The 26,218-nt window shown below is 66.4% G+C and carries 25 protein-coding genes; 8 read left to right on the forward strand and 17 right to left on the reverse strand.

Annotated elements, in window-relative coordinates; translation table 11 throughout:
- Positions 1 to 65: 65 nt before the first annotated feature.
- The 6 genes from prpF to phhA all read right to left on the reverse strand — a co-directional run bounded on the left by prpF (position 66) and on the right by phhA (position 6,672).
- Positions 66 to 1,259, reverse strand: coding sequence for a 2-methylaconitate cis-trans isomerase PrpF (gene prpF / locus FB548_RS00775; RefSeq protein WP_142122872.1), 1,194 nt, complete (start codon positions 1,257 to 1,259; stop codon positions 66 to 68).
- Positions 1,260 to 1,390: 131 nt separating this feature from the next.
- The gene (locus FB548_RS00780) at positions 1,391 to 1,852 is read right to left on the reverse strand and encodes a hypothetical protein (protein WP_142122873.1); all 462 of its coding nucleotides are present in this window, start codon (positions 1,850 to 1,852) and stop codon (positions 1,391 to 1,393) included.
- A 57-nt stretch (positions 1,853 to 1,909) separates the two neighbouring features.
- Positions 1,910 to 2,374, reverse strand: coding sequence for an SRPBCC family protein (locus FB548_RS00785; protein WP_142122874.1), 465 nt, complete (start codon positions 2,372 to 2,374; stop codon positions 1,910 to 1,912).
- 43 nt (positions 2,375 to 2,417) lie between these two features.
- Positions 2,418 to 5,033: a Fe/S-dependent 2-methylisocitrate dehydratase AcnD gene (acnD, locus tag FB548_RS00790; RefSeq protein WP_142122875.1), complete on the reverse strand. Its 2,616-nt coding sequence runs from the start codon at positions 5,031 to 5,033 to the stop codon at positions 2,418 to 2,420.
- Positions 5,034 to 5,180: 147 nt separating this feature from the next.
- The gene (gene azu / locus FB548_RS00795; protein WP_142122876.1) at positions 5,181 to 5,633 is read right to left on the reverse strand and encodes an azurin; all 453 of its coding nucleotides are present in this window, start codon (positions 5,631 to 5,633) and stop codon (positions 5,181 to 5,183) included.
- Between the two features lie 154 nt (positions 5,634 to 5,787).
- Entirely contained in the window at positions 5,788 to 6,672 is an 885-nt protein-coding gene (gene phhA / locus FB548_RS00800; protein WP_142122877.1) for a phenylalanine 4-monooxygenase, read from the reverse strand.
- A 130-nt stretch (positions 6,673 to 6,802) separates the two neighbouring features.
- Here phhA and FB548_RS00805 point away from each other — a divergent pair, with 130 nt between their 5' ends.
- The 4 genes from FB548_RS00805 (at position 6,803) to FB548_RS00820 (ending at position 9,134) form a co-directional block, all read left to right on the forward strand.
- Positions 6,803 to 7,285, forward strand: coding sequence for an Lrp/AsnC family transcriptional regulator (locus tag FB548_RS00805; protein ID WP_142122878.1), 483 nt, complete (start codon positions 6,803 to 6,805; stop codon positions 7,283 to 7,285).
- Positions 7,282 to 7,962: a glycosyltransferase gene (locus FB548_RS00810; RefSeq protein WP_142122879.1), complete on the forward strand. Its 681-nt coding sequence runs from the start codon at positions 7,282 to 7,284 to the stop codon at positions 7,960 to 7,962. Before FB548_RS00805 ends, FB548_RS00810 begins: the two co-directional genes overlap by 4 nt.
- A gap of 84 nt (positions 7,963 to 8,046) precedes the next feature.
- Entirely contained in the window at positions 8,047 to 8,349 is a 303-nt protein-coding gene (locus FB548_RS00815; protein WP_142122880.1) for a putative quinol monooxygenase, read from the forward strand.
- A 170-nt stretch (positions 8,350 to 8,519) separates the two neighbouring features.
- The gene (locus tag FB548_RS00820) at positions 8,520 to 9,134 is read left to right on the forward strand and encodes an N-methyl-D-aspartate receptor NMDAR2C subunit (protein WP_142122881.1); all 615 of its coding nucleotides are present in this window, start codon (positions 8,520 to 8,522) and stop codon (positions 9,132 to 9,134) included.
- A 78-nt stretch (positions 9,135 to 9,212) separates the two neighbouring features.
- Here FB548_RS00820 and FB548_RS00825 read toward each other — a convergent pair whose 3' ends face one another.
- Both FB548_RS00825 and FB548_RS00830 read right to left on the reverse strand, forming a co-directional pair.
- On the reverse strand, positions 9,213 to 10,244 hold the full coding sequence (locus FB548_RS00825; RefSeq protein ID WP_142122882.1) for a patatin-like phospholipase family protein: 1,032 nt from the start codon (positions 10,242 to 10,244) through the stop codon (positions 9,213 to 9,215).
- Positions 10,245 to 10,324: 80 nt separating this feature from the next.
- Entirely contained in the window at positions 10,325 to 11,344 is a 1,020-nt protein-coding gene (locus FB548_RS00830) for a TIGR00266 family protein (protein ID WP_142122883.1), read from the reverse strand.
- 262 nt (positions 11,345 to 11,606) lie between these two features.
- On the opposite strand from FB548_RS00830, the gene FB548_RS00835 reads away from it, so the two are divergent.
- Positions 11,607 to 13,922, forward strand: coding sequence for a TonB-dependent receptor (locus tag FB548_RS00835; protein ID WP_142122884.1), 2,316 nt, complete (start codon positions 11,607 to 11,609; stop codon positions 13,920 to 13,922).
- Between the two features lie 144 nt (positions 13,923 to 14,066).
- Here FB548_RS00835 and FB548_RS00840 read toward each other — a convergent pair whose 3' ends face one another.
- Together FB548_RS00840 and FB548_RS00845 are read right to left on the reverse strand one after the other, a co-directional pair.
- Positions 14,067 to 14,852: a rhomboid family intramembrane serine protease gene (locus FB548_RS00840; protein ID WP_142122885.1), complete on the reverse strand. Its 786-nt coding sequence runs from the start codon at positions 14,850 to 14,852 to the stop codon at positions 14,067 to 14,069.
- An 88-nt stretch (positions 14,853 to 14,940) separates the two neighbouring features.
- Positions 14,941 to 15,900, reverse strand: coding sequence for a TerC family protein (locus FB548_RS00845; protein WP_142122886.1), 960 nt, complete (start codon positions 15,898 to 15,900; stop codon positions 14,941 to 14,943).
- A 242-nt stretch (positions 15,901 to 16,142) separates the two neighbouring features.
- Between FB548_RS00845 and FB548_RS00850 the strand changes: the two genes are divergently transcribed.
- On the forward strand, positions 16,143 to 17,312 hold the full coding sequence (locus FB548_RS00850; protein ID WP_142122887.1) for a class I SAM-dependent rRNA methyltransferase: 1,170 nt from the start codon (positions 16,143 to 16,145) through the stop codon (positions 17,310 to 17,312).
- 1 nt (position 17,313) lies between these two features.
- Positions 17,314 to 17,994, forward strand: a complete 681-nt coding sequence (locus FB548_RS00855; protein WP_142122888.1) for a DUF1080 domain-containing protein — start codon at positions 17,314 to 17,316, stop codon at positions 17,992 to 17,994.
- A gap of 192 nt (positions 17,995 to 18,186) precedes the next feature.
- Here the strand turns inward: FB548_RS00855 and fabV are convergent, their stop codons facing one another.
- The 3 genes from fabV to FB548_RS00870 all read right to left on the reverse strand — a co-directional run bounded on the left by fabV (position 18,187) and on the right by FB548_RS00870 (position 21,839).
- Positions 18,187 to 19,404, reverse strand: coding sequence for an enoyl-ACP reductase FabV (gene fabV, locus FB548_RS00860; protein ID WP_142122889.1), 1,218 nt, complete (start codon positions 19,402 to 19,404; stop codon positions 18,187 to 18,189).
- A 143-nt stretch (positions 19,405 to 19,547) separates the two neighbouring features.
- Positions 19,548 to 21,032 (reverse strand): sodium/proline symporter PutP, encoded by a 1,485-nt coding sequence (gene putP / locus FB548_RS00865; RefSeq protein WP_142122890.1) that lies wholly within the window; start codon positions 21,030 to 21,032, stop codon positions 19,548 to 19,550.
- 168 nt (positions 21,033 to 21,200) lie between these two features.
- The gene (locus FB548_RS00870; protein ID WP_142122891.1) at positions 21,201 to 21,839 is read right to left on the reverse strand and encodes a suppressor of fused domain protein; all 639 of its coding nucleotides are present in this window, start codon (positions 21,837 to 21,839) and stop codon (positions 21,201 to 21,203) included.
- A gap of 163 nt (positions 21,840 to 22,002) precedes the next feature.
- Here FB548_RS00870 and rmuC point away from each other — a divergent pair, with 163 nt between their 5' ends.
- Positions 22,003 to 23,577 (forward strand): DNA recombination protein RmuC, encoded by a 1,575-nt coding sequence (gene rmuC / locus FB548_RS00875; RefSeq protein WP_142122892.1) that lies wholly within the window; start codon positions 22,003 to 22,005, stop codon positions 23,575 to 23,577.
- Between the two features lie 103 nt (positions 23,578 to 23,680).
- Here rmuC and FB548_RS00880 read toward each other — a convergent pair whose 3' ends face one another.
- From FB548_RS00880 to mlaD, 4 genes are read right to left on the reverse strand one after another with little or no spacing between them, the layout of a single operon-like run.
- The gene (locus tag FB548_RS00880; protein ID WP_142122893.1) at positions 23,681 to 24,688 is read right to left on the reverse strand and encodes an MlaA family lipoprotein; all 1,008 of its coding nucleotides are present in this window, start codon (positions 24,686 to 24,688) and stop codon (positions 23,681 to 23,683) included.
- Positions 24,689 to 24,715: 27 nt separating this feature from the next.
- Positions 24,716 to 25,018 (reverse strand): STAS domain-containing protein, encoded by a 303-nt coding sequence (locus tag FB548_RS00885; protein ID WP_255470265.1) that lies wholly within the window; start codon positions 25,016 to 25,018, stop codon positions 24,716 to 24,718.
- Positions 25,002 to 25,661: an ABC transporter substrate-binding protein gene (locus FB548_RS00890; protein ID WP_142124040.1), complete on the reverse strand. Its 660-nt coding sequence runs from the start codon at positions 25,659 to 25,661 to the stop codon at positions 25,002 to 25,004. The genes FB548_RS00885 and FB548_RS00890 overlap by 17 nt, the downstream gene beginning before the upstream one ends.
- 8 nt (positions 25,662 to 25,669) lie before the next feature.
- Entirely contained in the window at positions 25,670 to 26,215 is a 546-nt protein-coding gene (mlaD, locus tag FB548_RS00895; protein ID WP_142122895.1) for an outer membrane lipid asymmetry maintenance protein MlaD, read from the reverse strand.
- Positions 26,216 to 26,218 lie beyond the last annotated feature (3 nt).

The raw sequence follows: 26,218 nt of genomic DNA on the forward strand, positions 1-26,218 counted from the left end.
CTGCCTCGCGCCGGAGCAATGGCCCCGGCGCAAGTGGTGACTTCTGGCAGGTCAGCGGGAACCCGTCAGAACGCGTCGCCCGGTACGCGCACCGTGCCTTCCATCAGCACGCGCGCGCTGCGGCTCATCACCGCCTTCGTCACCACCCAGGTGCCGTCCACCTGTTTGACGTCGGCACCGACGCGCAGCGTGCCGGACGGATGGCCGAACACCAGCACGTCGCGCGTGCCGCCACCTGCGGCCGCATTGACCAGCGTGCCCGGCACGGCCGACGCCGTGGCGATGGCGACCGAGGCCGTGCCCATCATCGCGTGGTGCAGTTTGCCCATCGAGATGGCGCGCGCGAGCAGGCCGACATCGGCCGCGTTGACCGGCTTGCCGCTGGATGAGACGTAATCCTTCGGCGGCGCGACGAAGGCGACCTTCGGCGTCAGCGGGCGCTTCGCCGCCGCTGCCACATCGGCCACCAGGCCCATGCGCACCGCGCCGTGCGCGCGGATCGCTTCCAGCTTCTCCAGGGCGACCTGGTCTTCGTTGATCGCGCCCTGCAGTTCGGTGCCGTCGTAGCCGAGTGCGGCAGCCTCGACGAACACCACCGGCACGCCGGCATTGATCATCGTGGCCTTGAACATACCCACGCCGGGCACGTCCAGGTCGTCGACGAGGTTGCCGGTGGGAAACATCGCGCCACCGCCGTCCCCATCGCCCTCGTCAGCCGGATCAATGAATTCCAGCTGCACTTCCGCCGCCGGGAACGTCACGCCATCCAGTTCGAAGTCGCCCGTCTCCTGCACTTCGCCGCCGGTGACCTGCACATGCGCGACGATGGTCTTCTGGATGTTGGCTTGCCAGATGCGCACGGTGCACAGGCCGTCGCGCGGCACGCGCGCGGGATCGATCATCCCGTTCGCGATCGCGAACGGACCCACCGCCGACGACAGGTTGCCGCAGTTGCCGCTCCAATCGATGAAGGCCTCGTCGATCGGGACCTGGCCGTACAGATAATCCACGTCATGCCCGGGCTGCGCGCTGGGCGCGATGATCACCACCTTGCTGGTGCTCGACGTCGCTCCGCCCATGCCGTCGGTGTGCTTGCCGTACGGATCCGGCGAACCGATCACGCGACACAGCAACGCATCCCGCGCCGGTCCCGGCACCTGTGCTCGCTCGGGCAGGTCCTGCAGGCGAAAGAACACGCCTTTCGACGTGCCGCCGCGCATGTAGGTGGCGGGGATGCGGATCTGGAGGGCGTGTGACATGGAAGTTATCCGTTGACTTGGTGGTGGTACGACTCAGAACAAAGAAGATTGCGTTGCGGGCGGATCAAGCTCGGGCAGTAACGGCCAGCTCCCGACAACTTCGTAGTCATATGGGTCGCCGCTACCGATCACTAGGCACAAGGTATCGATCGTCCAGGAGATGGCCGGATCGAGCGCGATCTTGTCGAACGCGCGTGGTGCCTGTAGCTCAAAGTGACATGGGGATTCACGCCGGTCGCAATCTGGTCGAATCCTGCGTCGGTCAGCTGGTGCTGCACCGCAGCCAGCAAATCTTTGAATGCCGTGGGCTTGCCGTACGCACGCAGGGTGCAGTGCTGCTTCGGGGCTGCAAGATCCGGACCTTCGATACGATTGAATAGCAGCGTGCAAGCATGTGCCGAAATGCGATCGCCAACCCGCAGCAACGCATCGCGATCCCTCGTCGTCGGATCGAAAATCCGTTCCGAGAAAGACTGATGCCAGTTTTCGGCAGGAAATAGGGTAGTTCCCAACTCGAGCATCAACCCAAGGGCGTTGAACCGCTGCAGCGCGTCCTTCGACCACGCGGCCGGAGGCAGCGCTGCGAAGAACATGCGAGGCGAAGAAGTTCTTTTCACCTGATGACCATGCGCAAGAACTTGGGCGCAACACTACGCCCCATCCGGAATCTCAGGCTCCACAAGCTTCGCCAACATCTCCAGCGATTCCTGCCAGCCTTGGTAGCAGAAATCGACCGGGATCGCGGCGGGAATGCCTTCCTGCACGACGTTGAGCTCGGTGCCGACGACGCTCTTCCTCAGCGTCACCGTGACCTGCATCTGGCCCGGCAGGCCGGGATTGTCGAACTGGTCGGTGTAGCGCAGCAGTTCATCCTCGACCAGCTCCACATAGCGGCCGCCGAAGGAATGGCTGGAACCGGTGCCGAAGTTGGTGAACGACATCGTGTAGCCGCCGCCCACGCGGGCGTCCATCGAATGGACCTTGCCGGTGAAGCCATGCGGCGGCAGCCACTTCACCATCGCATCGGGATCGAGGAACGCGCGGTAGACGCGCGAAGGCGGTGCTCGCAGCACGCGATGCAGGCGGACGGTACCGGGGGAGGTGTTCTCGGACATGATCGGATTCCTGTGCGTTGGGTGTACCGATACGACGAACGGGTCAAGCCGCTTTCGACGCGTCCAGGAAATCCTGGGCGAACCGCTGCAGCACCCCGCCCGCCTCGTAGATCGAGACTTCCTCGTCCGAATCCAGCCGACAGGTCACGGGAACCTGTACGGTCTCGCCGTTGCGGCGGTGGATCACCAGCGACAGATCGGCGCGCGGCTTGCGGGCACCCACCACATCGAAGGTCTCCGTGCCGTCGATGCCGTAGGTCTTGCGGGTTTCGCCTGGCTTGAACTCCAGCGGCAGTACGCCCATGCCGATCAGGTTGGTGCGATGGATGCGTTCGAAGCCCTCGGCCACGATGACTTCCACGCCCGCCAGCCGCACGCCCTTCGCCGCCCAGTCGCGCGAACTGCCCTGGCCGTAGTCGGCGCCGGCGACGATCACCAGCGGCTGCTTGCGGTGCATGTAGGTCTCGATGGCTTCCCACATGCGGGTTACCTGCCCGTCCGGTTCGATGCGCGCCAGCGAACCCTTCTTCACTTCGCCATCGACCACCGCCATTTCGTTGACCAACTGAGGATTGGCGAAGGTCGCGCGCTGCGCGGTGAGATGGTCGCCACGATGCGTGGCATACGAATTGAAGTCCTCTTCCGGCAGGCCCATCTTCGCCAGGTACTCGCCTGCCGCGCTGGAGGCGAGGATCGCGTTCGACGGCGACAGGTGGTCGGTGGTGATGTTGTCGCCCAGCACCGCCAGCGGACGCATGCCCGTCAGCGTGCGCTCACCGGCCAGCGCGCCTTCCCAGTACGGCGGGCGGCGGATGTAGGTGCTCTGCGGGCGCCAGGCGTACAGCGGGTCGACACGGCCGCCATGTTCGATGCGGACGTTGAACATCGGCTCGTAGACCTTGCGGAACTGGTCCGGCTTCACGCTGGCCTTCACCACGGCGTCGATCTCGGCATCACTGGGCCAGATGTCCTTCAGCGTGACCGGGTGGCCTTCCGCATCGACGCCCAGTGCGTCCTTCTCGATGTCGAAGCGCACCGTGCCAGCGATGGCGTAGGCGATCACCAGCGGAGGCGAGGCGAGGAAGGCCTGCTTGGCGTAGGGGTGGATGCGGCCGTCGAAGTTGCGGTTGCCCGACAGCACGGCGGTCGCATACAGGTCGCGGTCGATGATCTCCTGCTGGATCTTCGGATCCAGCGCGCCGCTCATGCCGTTGCAGGTGGTGCAGGCGAACGCGACGATGCCGAAGCCGAGCTTCTCCAAGTCCGGCAGCAGGCCGGATTCCTCCAGGTACAGCTGCACGGCCTTGGAGCCGGGCGCGAGCGAACTTTTCACCCACGGCTTGCGCACCAGGCCTTTCGAGTTGGCATTGCGAGCGAGCAGTGCAGCCGCGATGACGTTGCGCGGATTCGACGTATTCGTGCACGAGGTGATGGCGGCGATGATCACCGCGCCATCGGGCATCAGGCCCTGCGCCTCCTCCGCCCTGCCCGCTTGCAGCTTGCCCTCGTCGGCGATGCCGCGCTCGGCCAGCGCGCTGGTCGGCAGGCGCTTGTGCGGGTTGGACGGGCCAGCCATGTTGCGCACGACGGTGGACAAATCGAACTGCAGCGTGCGTTCGTACTGCGCGGTCTGCAGGTCGTCGGCCCACAGGCCGGCGGCCTTCGCGTAGGTCTCGACCAGCGCCACCTGCTCGTCACTGCGGCCGGTCAGGCGCAGGTAGTCCAGCGTGTTGTCATCGATGAAGAACATCGCCGCAGTGGCGCCGTACTCGGGTGCCATGTTGGAAATCGTCGCGCGGTCGCCGATGGTCAATGCCGCCGCACCTTCACCACGGAATTCGAGATAGGCGCCGACCACCTTCGACTGGCGCAGGAACTCGGTCAAAGCCAGCACCACGTCGGTCGCGGTGATGCCGGGTGCGGGCTTGCCCTGCAGTTCGACGCCGACGATGTCCGGTGTGCGCATCCACGACGCGCGGCCGAGCATGACGTTCTCCGCCTCCAGCCCACCCACGCCGATCGCGATCACGCCCAGCGCATCGACATGCGGCGTGTGGCTGTCGGTGCCCACGCAGGTGTCGGGGAACGCGACGCCGTCCTGGACGTAGACGACCGGCGACATCTTCTCCAGGTTGATCTGGTGCATGATCCCGTTGCCTGGCGGGATCACGTCGACGTTCTTGAACGCCTGCTTCGTCCAGTCGATGAAGTGGAAGCGGTCCTCGTTGCGCCGGTCCTCGATGGCGCGGTTCTTGGCGAACGCATCCGGATCGTAACCGCCGCACTCGACCGCCAGCGAATGGTCGACGATCAGCTGCACCGGAACCACCGGGTTCACCTGCGCCGGGTCGCCGCCCATGTCGGCGATCGCATCGCGCAGGCCGGCGAGATCCACCAGCGCCGTCTGCCCGAGAATGTCGTGGCAGACGACGCGCACCGGGAACCACGGGAAATCAAGGTCGCGGCGGCGCTCGATGAGCTGGCGCAGGTAGGCGTCGCGGCGCGCGGGATCGGCACGGCGCACGATGTTCTCGGCATGCACGCGCGCGGTGTACGGCAGCGTGGCCCAGGCGCCAGGCTGCAGGGCATCGACCGCGGCGCGCGCGTCGATGTAGTCGAGCGTGGTGCCCGGGAGCGGAGTGCGGAAGTCGGTATTCATGGCGTGCCGTCTGCTGTGAACGGGTGCGCGCGAAGCGGGTCGGCGCGTGACGACATGCTACCGGAGGCAGGTGTCCATGGCCGGGAAAACGCCTGTTACCGGCAAGAAATCACCGATGCGTTGATGAAGACCATCAACATGCGCGGGTCATTCGAACACCAGCTTGCCCTTCATCATGTTCCAGTGCCCGGGGAAGGTGCAGAAGAAGGTGTAGTCGCCACCCCTGCGCAGCAGCGAGGTCGGGAACACCACCTCGGTCGCCTGCCCGCCGCCGATCACCGGCGTGTGGGCGATCACGCGGGCGTCGTTGCGCGGCAGATAGTCGTCAGCCAGCTTCATGCGGCCGCCGGCCAAGCCAAGGTCGCGGTGATGGCGTGTTTCGGCCAGTACCCAGTTGTGCCCCATCGCCTGTGCCGGCATGCGACCTGTGTGTTTCAACACTACCCGCAGCTGCACGCAGTCGCCGGGCACGCGGATGGTCTTCAGGTTGAAGGTCATCATGTCCGTGGCTTCGACGGTCACCGCGCAGCTGCGGGCAAGGGCCGGAACGGACAAGAGCGAGAACGCCAGCAAGGCGAACATGGCAAGCAGTCGGGGCATGGCCGGGCACACGATGAGAGGAAGCCGATTGTAGATTCGGCACTCCGGCGATTGTGGAAGGGGCTTCAGCCCCGATGGTTTTCAACCAATCCTGGAGACAGTCCTGGACACGAAGAGTGGTCGGGGCTGAAACCCTCCTGCACGGGCGTGCGCGTCAGACGTCGCCGCCGTCGGCCCAGCCTTCGCCGGTGCCGCGGGTGTAGACCTTGTCGCCGTCGCGTACATCGCCGGCCGGTACTGCGTCCTGCGCATCCAGTCGCGCATAGATCGGCGTGAAATCCGGCGCGGTGGCGTTCATCAGCTGCTCGAAGCTGTCGATCACGAAGTAGGTCTTCTGGAACGTATCGATGCGGTAGCGCGTGCGCATGATCCGCTCCAGGTCGAAGCCGATGCGGTTGGGCGCATCCGATTCCAGTGAATACAGCGACTCGCCTTTCGACGACACGATGCCCGCGCCGTAGATGCGCAGGCCGTCCTTCGTGTCGATCAGGCCGAACTCCACCGTGTACCAGTACAGCCGGGTCAGGTGCTGCAGCGCATCCGGGCCGATCCCATGCGCCTTCACGCCGCCCTTGCCGTACGCCTCCATGTAATCGGCGAACACCGGGTTCATCAGCAGCGGCACGTGGCCGAACAGATCGTGGAACAGGTCGGGTTCGGCGATGTAGTCGATCTGGTCGGGGCGGCGGATCCACCAGGTCACCGGGAAGCGGCGGTTGGCCAGATGGTCGAAGAACTCCAGCTCCGGCAGCAGGCCTTCCACGCCGACCAGCTGCCAGCCGGTGGTGGCACGCAGCACGTCGTTCAATTCATCGAAGCGCGGGATGCGGTCCGGCGTCATGCCCATGGCGTCCTGGGCCTGCAGGAACTCGTCGCAGGCTCGCCCGACCAGCAGGGCACGCTGGCGCTCGTACAGCGCGCCCCAGGTGGCGTGGTCGGCGGCGGGGTAGTCGGTGGGCTGGTCCACGACGGCGGTCGTGTACACCGGCACGTAGCCCTTGTCGGTCTGCTGGTGCTCGACGCGGCGCGGCTCGTTCATGGCGACTCCCTTCGATCGGCGGGTGATGGGACGATGCTAGCGGCAGAACCGCGCAACAGGCTTGCAAAATTGCGTCTCTCCTGATCGATGGCGCAATGATCGAGCGCCAATACGTTATTCTGCGCACCAAATGGCCGAACCGCACACCCTCGACCGCACCGACCTGCGCCTGCTGGCCCTGCTGCAGCGCGACGGTCGCGCCACCAATGCCGACATCGCCGGCCAGGTGAACCTGTCGCCCTCGGCATGCCTGCGCCGGATCCAGCGACTCGAGGCGACCGGGGTGATCGCCGGGTATGCCGCCCGCGTCGACCCCAAGGCTGTCGGGCTCGGGCTGCAGGCCTTCGTGCGCGTGCAATTGGAGAAGCACGACCCGGCCAGCGTCCAGCACTTCGGCGATGGCGTGCGGGGCTGGGACGAAGTGGTGGCCTGTTACGCGCTGACCGGCGACATGGACTACCTGTTGCACGTGGTGGTCCAGGACCTGGAGCACTTTTCACGCTTCCTGCTCGACCGTCTGCTCAACGCCAGCGGCGTGGCCGACGTCAATTCCAGCTTCGTGCTGCGCGCGGTGAAGACCGACGCCGGCCTGCCATTGGGGTATGCCGGATGACATCGATCATGATCGTCAGCGCGACACGGCGGACAGAGCGGGATTTCCAGGAGGGCAGCGCGCTGGGGACATCGTTGCGCCGGCTGTCGTTCGACGCGCGCATCCGGAGCCGGATCGCGTACCAGAACGGTCGCGGCCTGCCAGAGGTCTACAACCAGGCGATCAGGGAAAGCGAGGACAGTGATGTGCTGGTATTCGTGCACGACGATGTCTGGATCGACGACAGTTTCCTTGCTGACCGCTTGCAGGACGCGCTGCTCCGCTACGACGTGGTCGGCGTGGCAGGCAACCGGCGCAGGCGGCCACGGCAGCCCGCATGGGCGTTCGCCGATATGACGTTGGCATGGGACGACAAGGCCCACCTGTCGGGCGGGGTGGCGCACGGCGCATATCCTTTTGGCGGGGTGTCCTACTTCGGCAGCATGCCTGCCGACTGCGAACTGCTGGATGGCGTCTTCCTCGCCGCAAGCCGGGCAGCCCTGTCGCAGGCGCGCATCGAGTTCGATCCACGCTTCGGCTTCCACTTCTACGACATGGATTTCTGCCGGTCCGCCAGGCAGGCGGGGTTGCGCCTGGGAACCTGGCCGATCGCGTTGACGCACCAGAGTGGAGGCGCGTTCGGGTCGGATGCGTGGACGGTCGCCTACAGCGACTATCTGGCGAAGTGGGGCGACTAGCGCAGCGTCCCCAGGTCGCTTCCACGCGGATCCTGTCCCCGACACGTGCTACAACGCTCGCGGCTACCGACCCTCGAGACCACCATGTACGGATTGATCGGCAAGATGCGCGCCTCGCCCGGCCAGCGCGAGGCGTTGCTCGCGATCCTGCTGGAAGGCACCGAGGCCATGCCCGGCTGCCTGAGTTATGTCCTCGCGCAGGATCCCTCCGACGCGGATGCGATCTGGATCACCGAGGTCTGGACCGATGCGGCCAGCCACAAGGCCTCGCTCTCGCTGCCCGCCGTGCAACAGGCCATCGCGAAGGCACGGCCGTTGATCGCGGGATTCGACAGCCATGTCGAGACGGTGCCGGTCGGTGGGCATGGGCTGCCTGCTTCTCCGTAGGAGCGATGTAAGTCGCGACCGCACGCCCACCTTGTCGGGATGGCGGGAAGACGAGTGATCCCGACGTGATGTTGCGCGGCTCCCGGGTGCGTCTCATGGCGTCCACGAAGCGCGGTCGCGACTTACATCGCTCCTACAATGGAAGCACCGCTCTCGGCACGGACTACACCATGGATAGCCTCCTCCCTTCCTGGCAACGCGCCTGGGCCGGCATCGGCGCGGCAGGCGAGGGCGATGAGCTGTTCGCGCAGCTGAAGGGGGCGTACGCCGAACCGCAACGCCATTACCACACGCTCCAGCACCTCGGTGAATGCCTCGCGGCGTTCGACAACGTGCACGCTCAGGCTGAGCATGCGCACGAAGTGGAGCTCGCACTGTGGTTCCACGACGCGATCTACGACATCAGGGGCCACGACAACGAGCAGCGCAGCGCCGAATGGGCGCGCGATGCATTGCGGAGTGCAGGTGCGCCGGCAGACGCGGCAGGGCGCGTGCACGATCTGGTGATGGCGACGCGGCATACCGCGGTTCCGTCAGGGCGGGACGAACAGCTGCTCGTCGACATCGACCTGGCCATCCTCGGCGCGGAGCGCGCGCGCTTCGACGAGTACGAACAGCAGATCCGCAGGGAATACGCGTACGTCCCCGGTTTCCTGTTCCGGCGCAAGCGGCGGCAGATCCTGGAGGGCTTCCTCGACCGTCCGGCGATCTACAGCACACCGTATTTCCACGAAGCGCTGGAGGCGAGGGCACGCGACAACCTACGCCGCGTCACCGCCAGGTAGAGCTGGACTTGCCCGGCCGCGCAGGATGTCAGTAACCGGTAGAGCGCTGATGTCAGGCGCAGCGGAGCGAGCTCCGCGCTACTGCTTCAAGGGTTGTCCGGCGGCGTCGCACTTCACGTCGCGGCCAAACAGGCGACCCAGGCGTGAGGGTTCTTCCAGGCAACGCGGATCCGGTTTGGGGGGGGCGTGGCGCGCTGCGTGCGCGGCGTTGCGGGTGCGCTGCAGTTCGGCGAGCTTGGCCTTGATCTGCGGCATCGCCGCCAGCGCGGCGCGTTCGCCTTCGAGGATGGCGGTGTTCTTCTGTTCGAAATCGGCCGGGCCGATGTCGTTGACCTTGGGCCGGATGACGATGTCGGCGCGCGCCAGTTCCTGTTCGCCCAAGCGCTGGCCCATGATGCTGATGGACTGGTTGACGATGCCCAGCATGCTGCCCGGTTTGGTACCCGGCGCCTTGGTGGAGATGTCCACGGCGATGACGAAGTCCGCGCCCAGCTGGCGCGCCGCGTCCACCGGCACCGGACTGACCACGCCGCCGTCGACATAGCTGGCCTTGCCGATCACCACCGGTTCGAAAACGCCCGGGATGCTGCTGGACGCGCGCACCGCCTGGCCGGTGTTGCCGCGCACGAACACCGTGCGCTCGCCGTTCTCCAGCTGGGTGGATACGGCGGCGAAGGGCTTCTTCAGTTGCTGGATGGTGCGCTTGCCGACCAGCTCGTTGACGTAGTCCTGCAGCTTCTGGCCCTGCACCAGCCCACCGGAGAACAGGCGCACGTCGCGGATCTTCGCTTCGTCCAGCGCGAACGCCTGGGTCTGCATCCGGAACGGGTCCATGCCGCTGGCGTACAGGGCGCCGACCACGCTGCCCGCGCTGGTGCCGGACACGACCTGCGGCTCGATGCCGTTGGCCTCCAGCATCTTGATCACGCCGATGTGCGCGAAACCCTTCGCTGCGCCGCCGCCCAGCGCGATGCCGACCTTCACCTTCGGCGCCGCGGGCGTCGGCTTCACCGCCGCTGGCGGTGGCGTGGGCCTGACGTTGTCGCCGCCGCACGCGGCAAGCAGGGTGACGCAGGCGGCGAGCAGCAGGGGACGCGGGATCAGGTGCATGGGGCGGGGCAGGGTGGGTGGCGATCAGCGGCGGAGCATAGCGTGCGCCGCCGCAATGAGGGCCAACCGGCGTCGAGTCCTCAGAAGCTGTTGTCGCCGTCCAGGATGCGGCCCAGGCCGCCGAGCACCGAACCCTCGCCGCGGGCCTGCCCACCGCCCTGCGGCGCGGCCTGCAGCATGCGGCCGGCCAGGCGCGAGAACGGCAGCGACTGCATCCACACCTTGCCCGGGCCGGTCAGGGTGGCCAGGAACACGCCTTCGCCGCCGAAGAACATGCTCTTGATGCCACTGACCGGGCGCACGTCCATGTTGACGCTGGCGTGGTAGGCCACCACGCAGCCGGTGTCCACGTCGATGCGCTCGCCGGCCTTGAGTTCGCGCTCGACCACGCAGCCGCCGGCATGCACGAACACCCAGCCGTCGCCTTCCAGTTTCTGCATGATGAAACCCTCGCCGCCGAACAGGCCGGTCAGGATCTTGCGTTGCAGGTGGATGCCGACAGTGACGCCGCGCGCGCCGGCCAGGAAGCTGTCCTTCTGGCAGATCAGGCGACCGCCATGATCGTCCAGCTTCATCGCCAGCACGGTGCCGGGGTAGGGCGCCGCGAAGGCGACCTTGGCCTTGCCCTGGCCGGTATGCGTGTACAGCGTGGTGAACAGGCTCTCGCCGGTCAGCACGCGCTTGCCGGCGGAGAACAGCTTGTCCATGAAGCCGCCGCCCTGGCCGCTGTGGGAGCCGTCGCCGAACACCGTATCCATCTGCACGGCGCTGTCCTTGAACATCAGCGCGCCGGCTTCGGCAATGGCGCTCTCGCCCGGGTCCAGCTCCACTTCGACGAACTGCATTTCGTGGCCGACGATGCGGAAGTCGATCTCGTCGGCGCCGCGGCGGCCACCGGCGCCTGGCAGGGGCGGCAGGTGGGGTGGCGGCGTGGCGCCGGCGGCCAGTTCGGGCAGCTCGCGCACCGGCTTCCACTCGCGCATGCCTTCGCGCCAGCCGAGGGCGCCGGGATTGCGCTGCGCATAGGCGCGGGCGGCGTCTTCGTCCAGCGGACCGGTGCGGTCGGCGCTGCCGGGAAGATTGAAGAACCAGTGCGTCATGGGCGTCATCCTGAGGCTTGGAAAGGGCGCCGAGTCTAGCTCGCCGTGCCCGCGTGCCGTCACCTGCCAGCGGTCACGTCGGTGGCCCGAACGTACCGGCCGGCCGCCTGGCGTACGGAAATACGGACCGGGGCGGGCAATCGCCGTTACCTTCGTCAGTAACGGGACTTCCGGCCATTGCCCCTGCTGTTGCTGTAATGCAACATTCGCGTGCTAGCGCCGCCGCGCGCCCCGACTCCCACCCACTCGGAAAGCCACCGCCATGTCCCGACTCCGCCCGGCCGTCGCCCGGCCGCATCGTCTCGCCTTTGCCATCGCCGCGCTGCTGCCTTTCGGCACCGCCTTCGCCCAGGAAACGCCCGCACCCGCCGAGCCGGCGACGCAGAGCGCAACCACCCTCGACACCGTCGAAGTCACCGCGCAGCGCAAGGTCGAGAACATCCAGGACGTGCCGGTGTCGATCAGCACCATCAACGGCGAACAGCTGGGCGTGCTGGCGTCCGGCGGCACCGACATCCGCTTCCTGTCGGGCCGCGTGCCCAGCCTCAACATCGAGTCCTCGTTCGGCCGCGCGTTCCCGCGCTTCTACATCCGCGGCTACGGCAACACCGATTTCCGCCTCAACACCTCGCAGCCGGTCTCGCTGGTGTACGACGACGTGGTGCAGGAAAACCCGATCCTGAAGGGCTTCCCGCTGTTCGACCTTGACCAGATCGAAGTGCTGCGCGGTCCGCAGGGCTCGCTGTTCGGCCGCAACACGCCGGCCGGCGTGGTGAAGTTCGAATCGGCCAAGCCGTCGCAGGAAACCAGCGGCTACGGCAAGGTCGGCGTGGGCAGCGACAACATGTGGAACCTGGAAGGTGCCGTTGGTGGCGCGCTGAGCGAAAACTGGTCCGCGCGCGCGTCCGTGCTGTACCAGCGCCGCGACGACTGGGTGGAGAACACCTACCCGGGTCCGAACGACGGGTTCGAGGGCTATGACGAGTCTGCTGGTCGCGTCCAGTTCCTGTACGAAGGCGATGGCTTCGAGGCACTGCTCAACGCGCATGCGCGCAAGCTCAACGGCACTGCGCGCCTGTTCCGCGCCAACATCATCGAGCCGGGTACCAACGACTTCGTGCCCGGCTTCGACGAAGACAAGGTGTCGCAGGACGGCCTGAACTACTCCGAGCTGGAATCGCAGGGTGCCAGTGCGCGACTCAACTGGGACATCGGGGATTACAAGCTCTACTCGATCACCGGGTACGAGAGCGTCGAAACGATCAACCGCGGCGACATCGACGGCGGCTACGGCGCGGTCTTCCTGCCCGACTCCGGTCCTGGCGTGATCCCGTTCGCGTCCGAGACGGCCGACGGCATTCCCGACCATTCGCAGTGGACGCAGGAGTTCCGCATCGAGTCGGCCTTCGATGGCCCGTGGAACTGGCAGGCCGGCGTGTTCTATTTCAAGGAAGACTACCGCGTCGAAAGCTTCAGCTACGACTCGCTCAACAACAGTGCGCAGGACGGCTACCAGCGCATCCGCCAGACCAATGACGCGTGGGCGGCATTCGGTGCGGTGACGTGGCAGGCGACCGAGCAACTGGAACTGCGTGCCGGCATGCGCTACACCGTCGACGAAAAGAAGCTGACCGTCGAGGACTACTGGAACACCGGCTTCGCCGCTTGCGTGCTGGCGGGCAAGTGCACGCTGGCGCAGCTGGCCGCGCTCGAACCCGATGGCGACCTCTCCGCATCGCCGGAAGACAAGAAGTTCAACTGGGACCTGTCAGCCACCTACGCGGTCAACGACGACGTCAACGTGTACGCGCGCGCGGCCACCGGCTTCCGTGGCAGCAGCATCCAGGCTGCCGGCGCATTCAACGGCAAGTCGGTCGCCGGTCCGGAAACCGTCACCTCGTTCGAGACGGGCGTGAAGGCCGACTTCTGGGACAAGCGCGCGCGCCTGAGCGCGGGCGTCTTCTATTACCGCGTCAAGGACCAGCAGCTGACCGCCGTCGGCGGCGCTGCCAACGCCAACATCCTGGTCAATGCCGAGAAGTCGGTGGGCAAGGGCTTCGAACTGGACCTGCAGGCTTACGTACTGGACAACCTGCTGGTCACGCTGGGTAGCAGCTACAACGACACCGAGATCAAGGACGACGACCTGAACGTCGCCGTCTGTGCGGCCTGCACCGTGACCGATGAGGAAGTGCTGGACGAGAACGGCGATCCGACGGGTCGCTACTACATCGGTGGCAATCGCCTGCCGCAGGCACCCAAGTGGGTGCACAACTTCACCGCGCGCTACAGCGTCGGCCTGGGCGAGGGCAGCGAACTGTACGTCTACACCGACTGGGCCTACCGCAGCGAAGTGAACTTCTTCCTGTACGACTCCATCGAATTCACCGGCAAGTCGTCGCTGGAAGGCGGCCTGCGTGTCGGTTACGGCTGGGGTTACGGCGACTACGAGGTCGCGCTGTTCGGCCGCAACATCACCGACCAGCGTCGCATCGTCGGCGGCATCGACTTCAACAACCTGACCGGCTTCATCAACGAGCCGCGCACGGTGGGCGTGGAGTTCAGCGCGAAGTTCTGACGGTTCCACTGTAGGAGCGACGTGAGTCGCGACCGAGAAACGAGATCGCCGTGAAGACAAAGGCAGACCGAACGGTCTGCCTTTTCTTTTGGGTTGTCAGTAAACCCGCAGCTGTCGCGACTCCCGTCGCTCAGACAGGAACGATCATGACGTGGGCGGCTCGCGCGGAGGGAAGCGCAACACCACGCCGCGTTGTTCCTCTTCCGGATGCTCCGGGCGCACCCACAGCAGCGGGACTTCGCGTGGCGCCGGCAGTTCGAGCTCATCGTCGCCACGCGCAGCCGTTTCCTCTTCTTCGATCTCCCAGCTGTACTTCTTCTTCGGCAACTCGGGGTCCAGGCGCCGGAACAGGAACGCCGCGATCAGGCCGGCCACGGCGCCACCCAGGTGCGCCTGCCATGACACGCCGGCCTCGCGCGGCAGCACGGTCAGCACCATGCCGCCGTAGAACAGGAACGCGATCATGCCCGCGGCGATCGCGGCGCGGTCGCGGCGCAGCAGGCCGAGCATGAAGATCATGAACATCAGGCCGTGGGTCAGGCCGCTGGCGCCGAGCGTGTGCGTGCCGGGTTCGGCCAGCAGCCACGGCCCGAGGCCCGCGCCCAGCCACACCAACGGGATCGCCCACAGCGTCGCGCGCGGATAGACCGCGCCGGCCAGCGTGCCGAGGATCAGCAGCGCCGAAGCGTTCGCGGCGATGTGTTCCAGCGAGCCGTGCAACAGCGGCGCCGTGAGTATGCCCAGCAGGCCCTCCATCGACAGTGGCGAGATGGTGAAGGCGCGCACATCGAAGCTGTTCTGCGCCGAGTACACAATGGCCAGCAACAGCACGAAGGCCAGGCTCAGGTTGAGCGCGCGCAGCAGGCGCTTGCGGTCGTGGTGCTGTTGGGATTCCGGATCGAACGCCGGGTCGTCGGGGGGCAGGTCCATGGTCCAGTTCTGGCGGCAGGGCCGACGAATGCAAGGGCAGCCGGGATGGACAGACCATCCCGCGCACGGGATGGTCCGTCAAGCCGCGTCAGACCTGCGGCTCTGTCTTCTGCGGACGCGCCAAGCTCAGCGCCACGGTCACGGCCAGGATCATCGCCACCGTGCCCAGCGACCACAGCACCGGGATCTTGTACACGTCCACCAGCAGCATCTTGCTGCCGATGAAGGCCAGCACCACGGCCAGGCCGTAGGGCAGCAGGTGGAAGCGGTCCGCCATGCCGGCCAGCAGGAAGAACATCGCGCGCAGGCCCAGCACCGCGAACACGTTCGAGGTCAGCACGATGAACGGGTCCGAGGTGATGGCGAAGATCGCCGGGATGCTGTCCACGGCGAAGATCACGTCGGTCACCGCGATCATCACCAGCACCACGAACAGCGGCGTGTAGCGACGGCGCTTGCCACGGCCCAGCCACAACGCTGCCCCGTAATAGCGGTTGATCAGCGGCAGGTGGCCGGTGATCCAGCGCAGCACGGGGTTCTTGTCCAGGTCGGGCTCCTTGCCGGCGGCGAACCACATCTTGATGCCGGTCAGCAGCAGGAACGCACCGAACAGGTACAGCAGCCAGTGGAACTTGGCCAGCAGCGCGGCGCCCACGAAGATCAGGATCGCGCGCAGGACGATGGCGCCCAGGATGCCGATCACCAGCACGCGCTGGCGCTGCTCCTCGGGGACGGCGAAGTAGGTGAACAGCATCAGGAACACGAAGATGTTGTCCACTGCCAGCGCCTTCTCGACCAGGTAGCCGGTCAGGAATTCCAGGCCCACGCGGTTGGCTTCGGCCGCACCGGCGGTCTGGCCGACGTACCACCACAGGGCGCCGTTGAAGACCATCGCCAGGGCGATCCAGCCCAGGCTCCACCAGGCCGCTTCCTTGAACGTCACCTTGTGCGCGCCGCCGTGGCGCATCAGCACCAGGTCGACCAGCAGCGCGATCACCACCAGGCCGCCGAAGCCGGCCCATAACCAGGGGTTGCCAATCGTTTCCATTGAGATTCCCGAAAAAAGTGGAGGACGGCCGCAGGCGCGGACATCTCGGAAACCGGGGAAACGGGAGTCCGGGGGTGCCTTCGCCATCGCGGCGAAGGTCTCGCTCACAGCCCGGTGGGCTGCCGTGGGACCGGAGCATCGCTGCTCGAAATGACGGCCGGCACGTTGGGAGCTACTCCCCTTCTGCCGTGAATTGTCCGGGCGGCACGCGATGCGGTCAACCGCGCGGGTAAAATGCGTTCATGAATACCCCCAACCCGACCGTACGCCTGAAGAACGCCTGGCGTTCCAGCCACCCGTGGATCTTCCAGAAGCTGGTCGAGAAGCCCGTCGCCAAGCCCAAGTCCGGCACACTCGTCGAGGTGGTCGGCGTGGATGGGGAGTGGATCGGCCGGGGCTTCTACAACGGCCATTCGCGCATCGCCGTGCGCATCCTGGAGACCCACCCCGACATCCCGGTGGATGCCGGCTGGTTCTCGCGCAAGATCGCCGATGCGGTTTCCCTGCGACGGGACGTGCTGAAGCTGGATGCCGTCAGCGATGCCTGGCGCGTGGTGCACAGCGAGGGCGACGGGCTGTCCGGCCTGGTGGTGGACCGCTACGGCGACCTGATCGTCGTCGAGTTCTTCGCCGCCGGCATGTTCCGCCACCGCGAATGGATCTACGAGGCGCTGCGCGAGCAGTTCCCCGGCTGCCGCTTCCACAGCTTCGCCGACGAGCATGTGCAGAAGCAGGAAAGCTTCGACTTCCACGGCAATACCACCACCGAAGCGGCCGTCATCACCGAGTACGGCGTGAAGTTCCGCGCCGATCCCGCCGGTGCGCACAAGACCGGCTTCTTCGCCGACCAGCGCGAGAACCGCGAGTGGCTGAGCCGGCAGGTTGAAGGCAAGGCCGTGCTGGACTTGTGCTGCAACACCGGCGGTTTCGCGGTGTACGCCGCGGCGCGTGGCGCCAGCGAGGTGGTCGGCGTGGACATCGACCAGGACGTCATCCAGATCGCCAAGGGCAACGCCAAGCTCAACAACGTGCGGCCCAAGTTCGTGCAGGCCGACATCTTCCCCTACCTGCGCGACGCGGCGAACCGCGGCGAGCAGTACGACGTGGTGATCCTCGATCCGGCCAAGATGACGCGCGACCGCGAGCAGGTGATCGCCGCGCTGAAGAAATACCTGGACATGAACAAGCTGGCGCTGGGTGTGGTCAAGCCCGGTGGTTTGTTCGCGACGTTCTCGTGCACCGGCCTGGTCAGCGAGGAACAGTTCCTCGACATGCTGCGCCGCGCCGCGTATTTCTCCGGCCGCACGATCCAGATCCTCAAGGTCGCCGGCGCCGGCCCCGACCATCCCTTCATGGCGCACGTGCAGGAATCGCGCTACCTGAAGGCGGTGTTCTGCCGCGTGGTGGACTGAGGTGCGCGGCGCGCGGATCGTTCCGATCCTGCTCGCCGCACTGTTGGCAGGCTGCGCGTCGACGCCCCAGGCGCGTTGGCAGTCGCTGTCCGATGAGGACCAGTGGCGCAATGTGGGTGCCTCCACGCTGGACGCGCGCTGGCAGGTCCGCGGGAACGATCTTGTGCTGACTGCTGCCGGTGGCGGCGACATCATCAGCGCCAGCACCTACGGCAATTTCGAACTGGAATGGGAATGGCGGTTGCCGGCCGGCGGCAACAGCGGGTTGTTCTACCGCGCGGCCGATGTCGAGCCGGTGTGGGCACGTGCAGTCGAGTACCAGATGCTGGACGACCGCGAAGCCGAGGACCGCATCGTGCCGAGCCATCGCGCAGGTGCGGTGTACGACCTGGTCGCGCCGGCACAGGACGCGCTTCGTCCCATCGATGCGTACAACCACGCGCGCATCGTCGCCTGCGGACCGCACGTGGAGCACTGGCTCAATGGCCTGCGCGTGGCGACCTACGACCTCGACAGCGATGACTGGAAACGTCGCGTCGCCGCCAGTAAGTTCGCCGGGCAGGTGGACTTCGCGCAAGCGCGCCGCGGGCATCTAGCCCTGCAGGACCACGGCAATGCGGTGTATCTGCGCAACATGCGCATCCGGGCGCTGGGCCCGGATTGCAAGCCGGCTTCACTGTAGGAGCGACGTAAGTCGCGACCGCGCGCTGACAGATGTCGATGGCGCCGGATGATGATGCATCCCGGCGAATCTGCGCTTGTTGATGGTGTCCCTGCTGTCCGTCCGTTCGGTCGCGACTTACGTCGCTCCTACAGGAGGGCAAAGGAAAAAGGCGGGCCTAAGCCCGCCTTTTTCATGCACTATGCGAGACGCTCAGCTCTCCGGCGACAGCTCGATGCAGTCGAACTGCACGTCCGGATCCACATCGGCGTCGTAGTCCACGTCGCTGCGTTCGAAGCCGAACAGCTTCAGGAACTCGCGCTTGTAGTTGGCGTAGTCGGTCAGTTGGAACAGGTTCTCGGTCGTCACCTGCGGCCACAGCGCCTTGGCCTGCGTCTGCACTTCGGGTTTCAGCTCCCAGTCGTCCAGGCGCAGGCGGTTCTCGTCGTCGGTCTCCGCCGGGGCGCCGTCGGCGCGGTACATGCGGTCGCGATACAGGCGGTCCAGCTGTTCGATGGTGCCTTCGTGCAGGCCCAGCTCCTTCATCACCTTGAACACGATGCTGATGTACAGCGGCATCACCGGGATCGCGGAGCTGGCCTGCGTCACCACCGACTTCAGCACGGCGACATTCGCGGTGCCTCCGGTGGCCTTCAAGCGCGCGTCCAGGCGCTGTGCGGTCTGGTCCAGGTCGACCTTCGCGCGGCCGAGCGCACCGTGCCAGTAGATCGGCCAGGTGATGTCGGTGCCGATGTAGCTGAAAGCCACCGTGCGTGCGCCGTCGGCCAACACGCCGGCCTTGTCGAGCGCATCGATCCAGAGTTCCCAGTCCTGTCCGCCCATCACGGTAACGGTGTCCTCGATCTCCTGTTCGGTGGCCGGCTCGATGGTCGCCTGGGTGATGGCGTCCTTGTTGGTATCGATGGCGGTGGACGTGTACGGCGCGCCGATCGGCTTCAGCGCCGAGCGCTTCACTTCACCGGTGGACGGCAGCTTGCGCACCGGCGAGGCCAGCGAATAGATCACCAGATCGACCTGGCCTCCCATCTCGGTCTTGATCAGCTCGATCACCTTCGCGCGAGCCTCGTCGGAGAACGCATCGCCGTTGATCGACTTGCTGTACAGGCCGGCTTCCTTCGCGAACTTGTCGAACGCGGCCGAGTTGTACCAGCCCGCGGTGCCCGGCTTCTTCTCGCTGCCCGGCTTCTCGAAGAACACGCCCAGCGTGTCCGCGCCGAAACCGAACGCCGCGCTGATACGCGCCGCCAAGCCGTAGCCGCTGGACGCGCCGATCACCAGCACCTTCTTCGGCCCGTCGGTGCGCACGCCCTGCGCGCGGGTCGCGGCAATCTGGTCACGCACGTTGAGCTCGCAACCGAGCGGATGGGTGGTGGTGCAGATGAAGCCGCGGACTTTGGGATGGATGATCAACGTCGTAACCCGGGGGATGGTGTGCCTGCGCGGCATCTTAGTGCCGCAGGCGCCGGGAATGAAGCGTCATGCATGCACACGCAGGCGTATGGATGTCGTATCGCGCACAGTCGTGATCATGCGCGCGTTGGCAGGATGGAGGTCTAGTATCCTTCCTGCCGCAACGTCGCGTGCACCGCTTCGTGCCGCGGGTACAGCGCCTGCGGCGCCCTGCCCAGCAGGCTCACCACCACCACGGCCAATGTCGCGGCGATGACGCCGGGCACGATCTCGTACAGCGCGCTGCCGGTCTGCTTCCACAGCACCACCGTCGCCGCGCCCGCGATCATGCCGGCCAGCGCACCGTTGCGCGTCATGCGCTTCCAGAACAGCGACAGCACCACGACCGGACCGAAGGCCGCGCCGAAACCCGCCCATGCATAGGCGACCAGTCCCAGCACGCGGCTCTCGGGGTCGCGCGCGATCCAGATGGCCAGCAATGCCACCGCCAGCACCGCCAGGCGACCGAACCAGACGAGTTCGCGATGTCCCGCGCTCGGCCGGATGAAGCCACGGTAGAAGTCCTCGGTCAGCGCGCTGGAGCAGACCAGCAGCTGCGCCGACAGGGTGCTCATGATCGCGGCCAGGATCGCGGACAGCAGCACGCCGGCGACCCAGGGATTGAACAGCAGGTCGGCCAGCACGATGAACACCCGCTCCGGATTGGCGTCCACCGGTGCCGCGACATCCGGATGGGCAGCGAACCAGGCGATGCCGAAGAAGCCGGTGGCCATCGCACCCATCAGGCAGAGGATCATCCAGGTCATGGCGATGCGGCGCGCGGGTGGAATGGTGGCAAGGTCGTCGGCCGCCATGAAGCGCGCCAGTACGTGCGGCTGTCCGAAGTAACCCAATCCCCATGCCGTGGCGGACACGATGGCGATGATGCCGCCCGCCCCAACCCACTGCAGGCGCGCGGGATCGACCTGTTCGATCAATGTCATCGCCGAACCCGGACCACCTGCACCGACGATGGCGAATACCGGCACCAGCAGCAGCGCGAAGATCATCAACGTCGCCTGCACGGTGTCGGTCCAGCTCACGGCCAGGAAGCCGCCGACGAACGTGTACGCGATGGTCACCACCGCGCCCCAGAACATCGCCTGTCCGTAAGGCAGGCCGAACATGCTCTCGAACAGGCGCGCCCCGGCCACGATGCCGGATGCGCAGTAGATGGCGAAGAACACCAGGATCACCAGGGCCGACAGGATCCTCAGCAGCCTGCTGCGGTCCTCGAAGCGGTGGGTGAAATAGTCCGGCAGCGTCAGCGCGTTGTCCGTGCGTTCGGTATAGACGCGCAGCGGGCCCGCCACGAACTTCCAGTTGCACCACGCACCGATCACCAGGCCGATGGCGATCCATGCCTCGGAAGCGCCGCCCAGATAGAGCGCCCCGGGCAGACCCATCATCAGCCAGCCGCTCATGTCCGAGGCGCCGGCTGCCAGCGCAGTGACGTAACTTCCCAGCGAGCGTCCGCCCAGGATGTAGTCGTCGAATGTCCGCGTCCTTCGCCACGCGACGAAACCGATCCCCACCATCAGCAGCAGGTAGGCGGCAAAGGTGACGAGCAGCGGTGTGCTGACGGTCATGCAGGATCCTTGATGTTCTGACGGGTGTTTCGCGGGAAGAGAGTCGTGGACCTGCAAGCCGCACCGTTGCGGGCTCCGGTCACATGCGTCTCATCCGAGGCCGCCCGCAGCCTAAGCGGCCCGGCCCCGCGCTGGCAATCGGCGCCGCACCACGCGATGCGGGGCCACTCAGAGGTAGGACGATCGCGACGGGTCGAAAACCTGCGGGTAGTGGTGCACATCCAGCAGGTCGAGGAACACATCCAGGCCCTCGTCCGATCGCACCAGGTCGTACTCCGCGTCCGACAGCAGGTGCACCACCAGCGTCTCTATGCCATGGCCGTGCAGATGCAGGTTGTCGAACAGGTGCCGGTCCGCCGCGACCGCGGGCGGCAGCAGCAGGAACGTGGAGAACGGCGAGGTGGCCAGGGGTGGCACGGGCATGGGCACGGTGTGGCCGTAACCCAGCCAGCTCCCTTCGGCGAACGGCAGCTTGGCCAGCCAGCGCAGCTGGGCGATGAAGTCCGGATGCGGCTCGCGGACATACCAGAATAGCTCACGCGCAGCGGATTCATCGCCGTCATAGCCCTCCGGCATCGTCATCAGGCGGTCGCTCATGCCACTGGTGACCAGCACATGGCCGGTGTCGCCGCTGCTGGAGAACTCGCGTGCGTACACGTGCACGTCCACGCGGTGCTGGCGGTCTCCGTCGCGGTCGACGTACTCGGGTTCGCCCAGCGCGTCGCGCAATGCGGCGATCCGCGCGCCGGCGAGTGCGGGCAGCGGATCGGGCGCGGCGCCCATCAGCGTGCGGAGGCGTTGCAGCATGCCGGCTTTCCCCAAGCGGTCAGTGCGCGGCGACTGTGCGCCGCCGGCTCGAGCGGGTCAAGCCGCATCTCCACGTCCCGTGACGCGGCGCGCGCTTCCTGTGGGAGGGCGTTCGCGTCGTGGCCGGCTCAGGCGGTGAGACGCCAGCGGCTACACTGTCGGCATGGATTCCCAGACCCTGCTCGTCCTCCTGCTGATCCTCGTGGCCGCCGCCATCGTGCTGCTGGCGGTGCTGGTGCTGCGCCCGCGCGCCGGGAGCGGACCAGACGGTGACAAGCTGCTTGGTGACCTCGAAGCAGAACGTGCACGAAGCCAAGCGATCGCGGTGGAAGCTGCGCAGCAACGTGGCTGGCTGGACGCGCTGCAAGTCGAACTCGATGCTGAGCGCGCGCGTTCGGTGAGCCATGCGAAGGAACTGGCTGAGGCGAGGCTGCGTATCGAGCGGGAATTGACTCTATCCGCTGAGCGTGATGCGCAGTTGGGCGAACGTATCGCCGATGCGCTGCAAGCCAAGCAGCGCATGACCGAACTGGAAAGGCAGCTGGAGAGTCAGCGCCTGGCGTACCAGCGCCTGCACGGTGAGCATGCCCAGATCGCCGCGGACCTCCAGCATTCACGGCAGGCGCAGCAAGAGTTGCGCACCTATCTGGACAGTGCTCAGGAGAAGCTGTCCGGTGCCTTCGCGGAATTGGCCGGCAAGGTGTTCGAGGAGCGAGGGCAGCAATTTGAGAAGAACGTCCGGCAGGCGACGCTTCAGTCACGCGTGGACATCGAGGGGCTGCTCAAGCCCTTCTCCGACAAACTGGGGGAGTTTCGCCAGCGTGTTGACACCGTGTATGGGGAGGAGTCGCGTGAGCGTGCGAGCCTGCTGGGCGCGGTCGGCGAACTGAAGACGCTGAATCAGGACATGGCCACCCAAGCCGCCGCGCTGACGAATGCGCTGAAAGGCAATGCGCGTATACGTGGCGACTGGGGCGAGTTGATGCTGGATAGCGTGCTTCGTGGGTCTGGATTGGAGGAGGGGACACATTACGAGCGCCAGCAGCACGCCGTGGACGACGAAGGGGGAAGATTGCGGCCCGACGTCGTCGTGAACTTTCCGGACCAGCGCAAGGTGGTTGTCGACAGCAAGGTCAACCTTATCGCTTGGCAGGAAGCAATGAATGCGGCGACCCCGGACGAGCAAGAGGACGCATTGCGTCGTCATGCGGTGGGCTTGCGCCAGCATGTGAAGGAGCTGGGCGACAAGAATTATCCGAAGGCGGTCGGGGAGAGTGCCCTAGACATCACTATCGCCTTCGTGCCTATTGAGGGCGCGCTTTCCGCTGCGCTTGGTACAGATACAGATCTCCAAGGGTATGCCTTTGATCGCCGGGTGGTCTTCGCGTCCCCCAATACTCTGATGGCGTTGCTGCGGGTCACTGAGCGCCTGTGGACGAGGGACAAGGTGCAGAAGCAGGCGCTGGAGATCAGCGAGGCTGGTGGACGTGTGCTTGACGCGCTGACGGCATTCCTCACCGAGTTCGATACGGTTGGCAAGCGGCTGGACGACGCCAGTCAGGCTTTCAATCGCGCCCGTAATCGTCTCGCCGACTCCCCTCAGTCTGCGCTCCATCGCGCACGACGTCTCGCGGAACTTGGAAGCAAGGCGAAGCGCGCGTTGCCGCCGGAACTGCAGCCCGACACATTTCAGCAGCTCACGGCACCCGCCCGAGGCGATGACCACGACAAGGAGTGATGCCTCCTCCCGTTGGAGGGAGGTGCGCCGGCCGTCGTTGCCCCTCAAAGGACGACGGCGCCTTTCGGCGCCGTTTTCCTTCATCGCAGCATGATGCCCGGCCTCAACCGCCGCCGTTGATCTCCGGCATCGGCATGGCGTCCACGGGCACCGTCGGGTTGTTCTCGTCCTGCAGGTATTCCGGCAGCTCGCTCTCGGTCTTCTGCTGCGTGCGGTGGCTTTCGATCTGGTAGTTGCGGCGCTGCAGCCACGAATCACGGACCAGGGCGTAATCATCCACCGCACCCTCGCGCAGGCTGTCCAGCGACAGCAACTGCGCGCGCGTGTCGACCAGGTTGAGGCCCTGCAGGAAGATGCGCGTCTTGTCGTCCTCGATCTGCCGCACGGGACTGAGCGGCATGTCGCCGGCCATACCGAAGACGTCGCGGATGGTGCGCGGGCCGAAGAAAGGCAGTTCCACGTAACGCGAGCGCCTCCAGCCCCACGTCCCCAGCGTCTGCCCGAAATCCTCGCTGCGGCGCTTCATCTTCAGGTCGCTGGCGGGATCGAAGATGCCGCCGATGCCGACGGTCGAGTTCAGCACGAAGCGGCCGAGCGTCTGTGTCGCATCGCGCGGACGCCCCTGCAGCAGCTGGTTCACCATCGTCAGCGGCTGGCGCAGGTTGTCGAAGAAGTTGCCGACGCCCAGCCGCACCGGCCGGGGCACCGCCGCCACGTAGGCGCGTGCGAGCGGGCGGGCTATGGCGCGGTCCACCGCGTTGTTGAAGCGGTGCACCTTGCGGTTGAACTTCTCCCACGGGTCGTACGAGGTCGGTGCCTGGGCGGGTGCGGGCAGAGTGGGGTCGGCGACCGGGTCGTACGCACCCTGGCCATAGATCGCGGCGAAGTCATCCTCGCCTTCCGATGTCGTGGCGGGATCCGTCGCGGCCGTGGGGGCATCGATGCTCGACGGGTCGATCGGTGGCTCGGGCGGAAGCGGCGCGGCGGCCGTGGCAGTGCTGTCGATCACCACGGCGTCGGCAGGCGGCGCCGTCGAGGACGTGGGTGCCGACGCGCAGGCGGTCGCCAGGGCGGCCAGCAGGGCGACGGTGCAGAGGCGGAACAGATTCATCCTGATTCCTGGAAACTTCGGGTGGGGTTACGCGGGAAAATCCAGTTCCGGCGTCAGTCGGTACGCCGCCTGGAGATCGGCAAGACCTGCAGGCTGTCCATCGAAACGGGGGGTGGTGCCACTGGCGCGCGCGCGCGCGGCCAACTCGGACAACAGTGCCAGCCCGGCGCTGTCGACGGTAGTGACGTTGGTCAGGACGAAGCGTTGCACGCCGGCCAGGTGCGCGGTTGCTTGCGGCCACAGCGCTGCCACCGCCGCACGGTCCAGCGCACCCGTGAACACGAGCGCGTCGCCGTCCCGCTGGACGCTGGCGTCAGTTGCCGCCGGCACTGCCATTGACCTGCAGCCTGCCGGCCTTCAGGTCCGCCGCCACCTGGGCGATGGACTTCTGCCGCAACGGCGTATCGAACTGGGTCTTGAAGGTCTGCACGAAGGACACGCCTTCCGGCAGCACGTCGAACACCTTCCACTGCCCACCGACGTTGCGCACATAGAAGGTGATCGGGGTGACGGTCTGGTCGGCCTGCAGGAACTCGGTGTCGACCTTCACGCCGCGGCCGCCGGGCAGCGGCGTTTCGGACTTCACCCGTACCTTCAGACGCGCGTTGAAGTCGGCCAGGCGCGCACCATAGGCCGACAGCAGGCGCTCGGTCAGGGCTTGGCCGAACAGCTTCACGTCGGCATCGGAGGCACCACGACCGTGCACGCCCAGTACCAGGCGGGCGGCGTAGTCTCCGTCGAACAGCGTGTTGAACTCGGAGGTGACGAATTGGCGCAGTGCGGCTGGGTTCGACTTGAATTCGGCACGACGCTGGTCGAGCGTGGTCAGGATGCGCGTGCTGCTGGCCAGCACGACTTGGCTGGCGCTGGCCTTGGTGGCGGTGGCGGGTGCCGCGGTCTGCGCGAACACGGCGACCGGCGCGGACGCCAGCAGCGCGGCAGACAGCACGACGGACAGGAGGGAGGGCTTCATCAGGGTCTTCATGGCGTCGGTTCTTCCGTAACGGGGGGCGCGGCGTTATCGCCGCTGGCCGGGGGGGTATCCCCGGAGCCTGCATCGGCATTGTTGGCGCCGCCGCTGAACATGTACTTGCCGGCCAGCTGCAGCAGGTCGACCGCCGGCTGGGTGAAGGCGATCTCTTCGCCGGGCTTCAGGACTTCGGGATCACCGCCCGGCGACAGGCCAATGTAGTTCTCGCCCAGCAGGCCGCTGGTGAAGATGCCGGCCGCGGTGTCGGCCGGCAGGTCCTTGTACTGGCTGTCGATGGACAGCGTGACCAGCGAATCGAACTTGACCGGATCCAACCGGATGTCGGCCACCTGGCCGATCACCACGCCACCGATCTTCACCGGCGCCTGCTTGCGCAACTGGCCGAGGTTGGAGAAGCGCGCAGTCAGCTCGTAGCTGCCGCCGCCCACGCCGAAGCGCTTGTTGGTGGAGGCCAGTGCCAGCACCAGCAGGGACGCCAGCGCCAGCAGCAGGAAGGCGCCGACGGCGAACTCGAGACGGGGTCCACGGACGGACATGGG

The sequence above is a fragment of the Pseudoxanthomonas sp. 3HH-4 genome (assembly GCF_006716465.1).
GTDB lineage: Bacteria > Pseudomonadota > Gammaproteobacteria > Xanthomonadales > Xanthomonadaceae > Pseudoxanthomonas_A.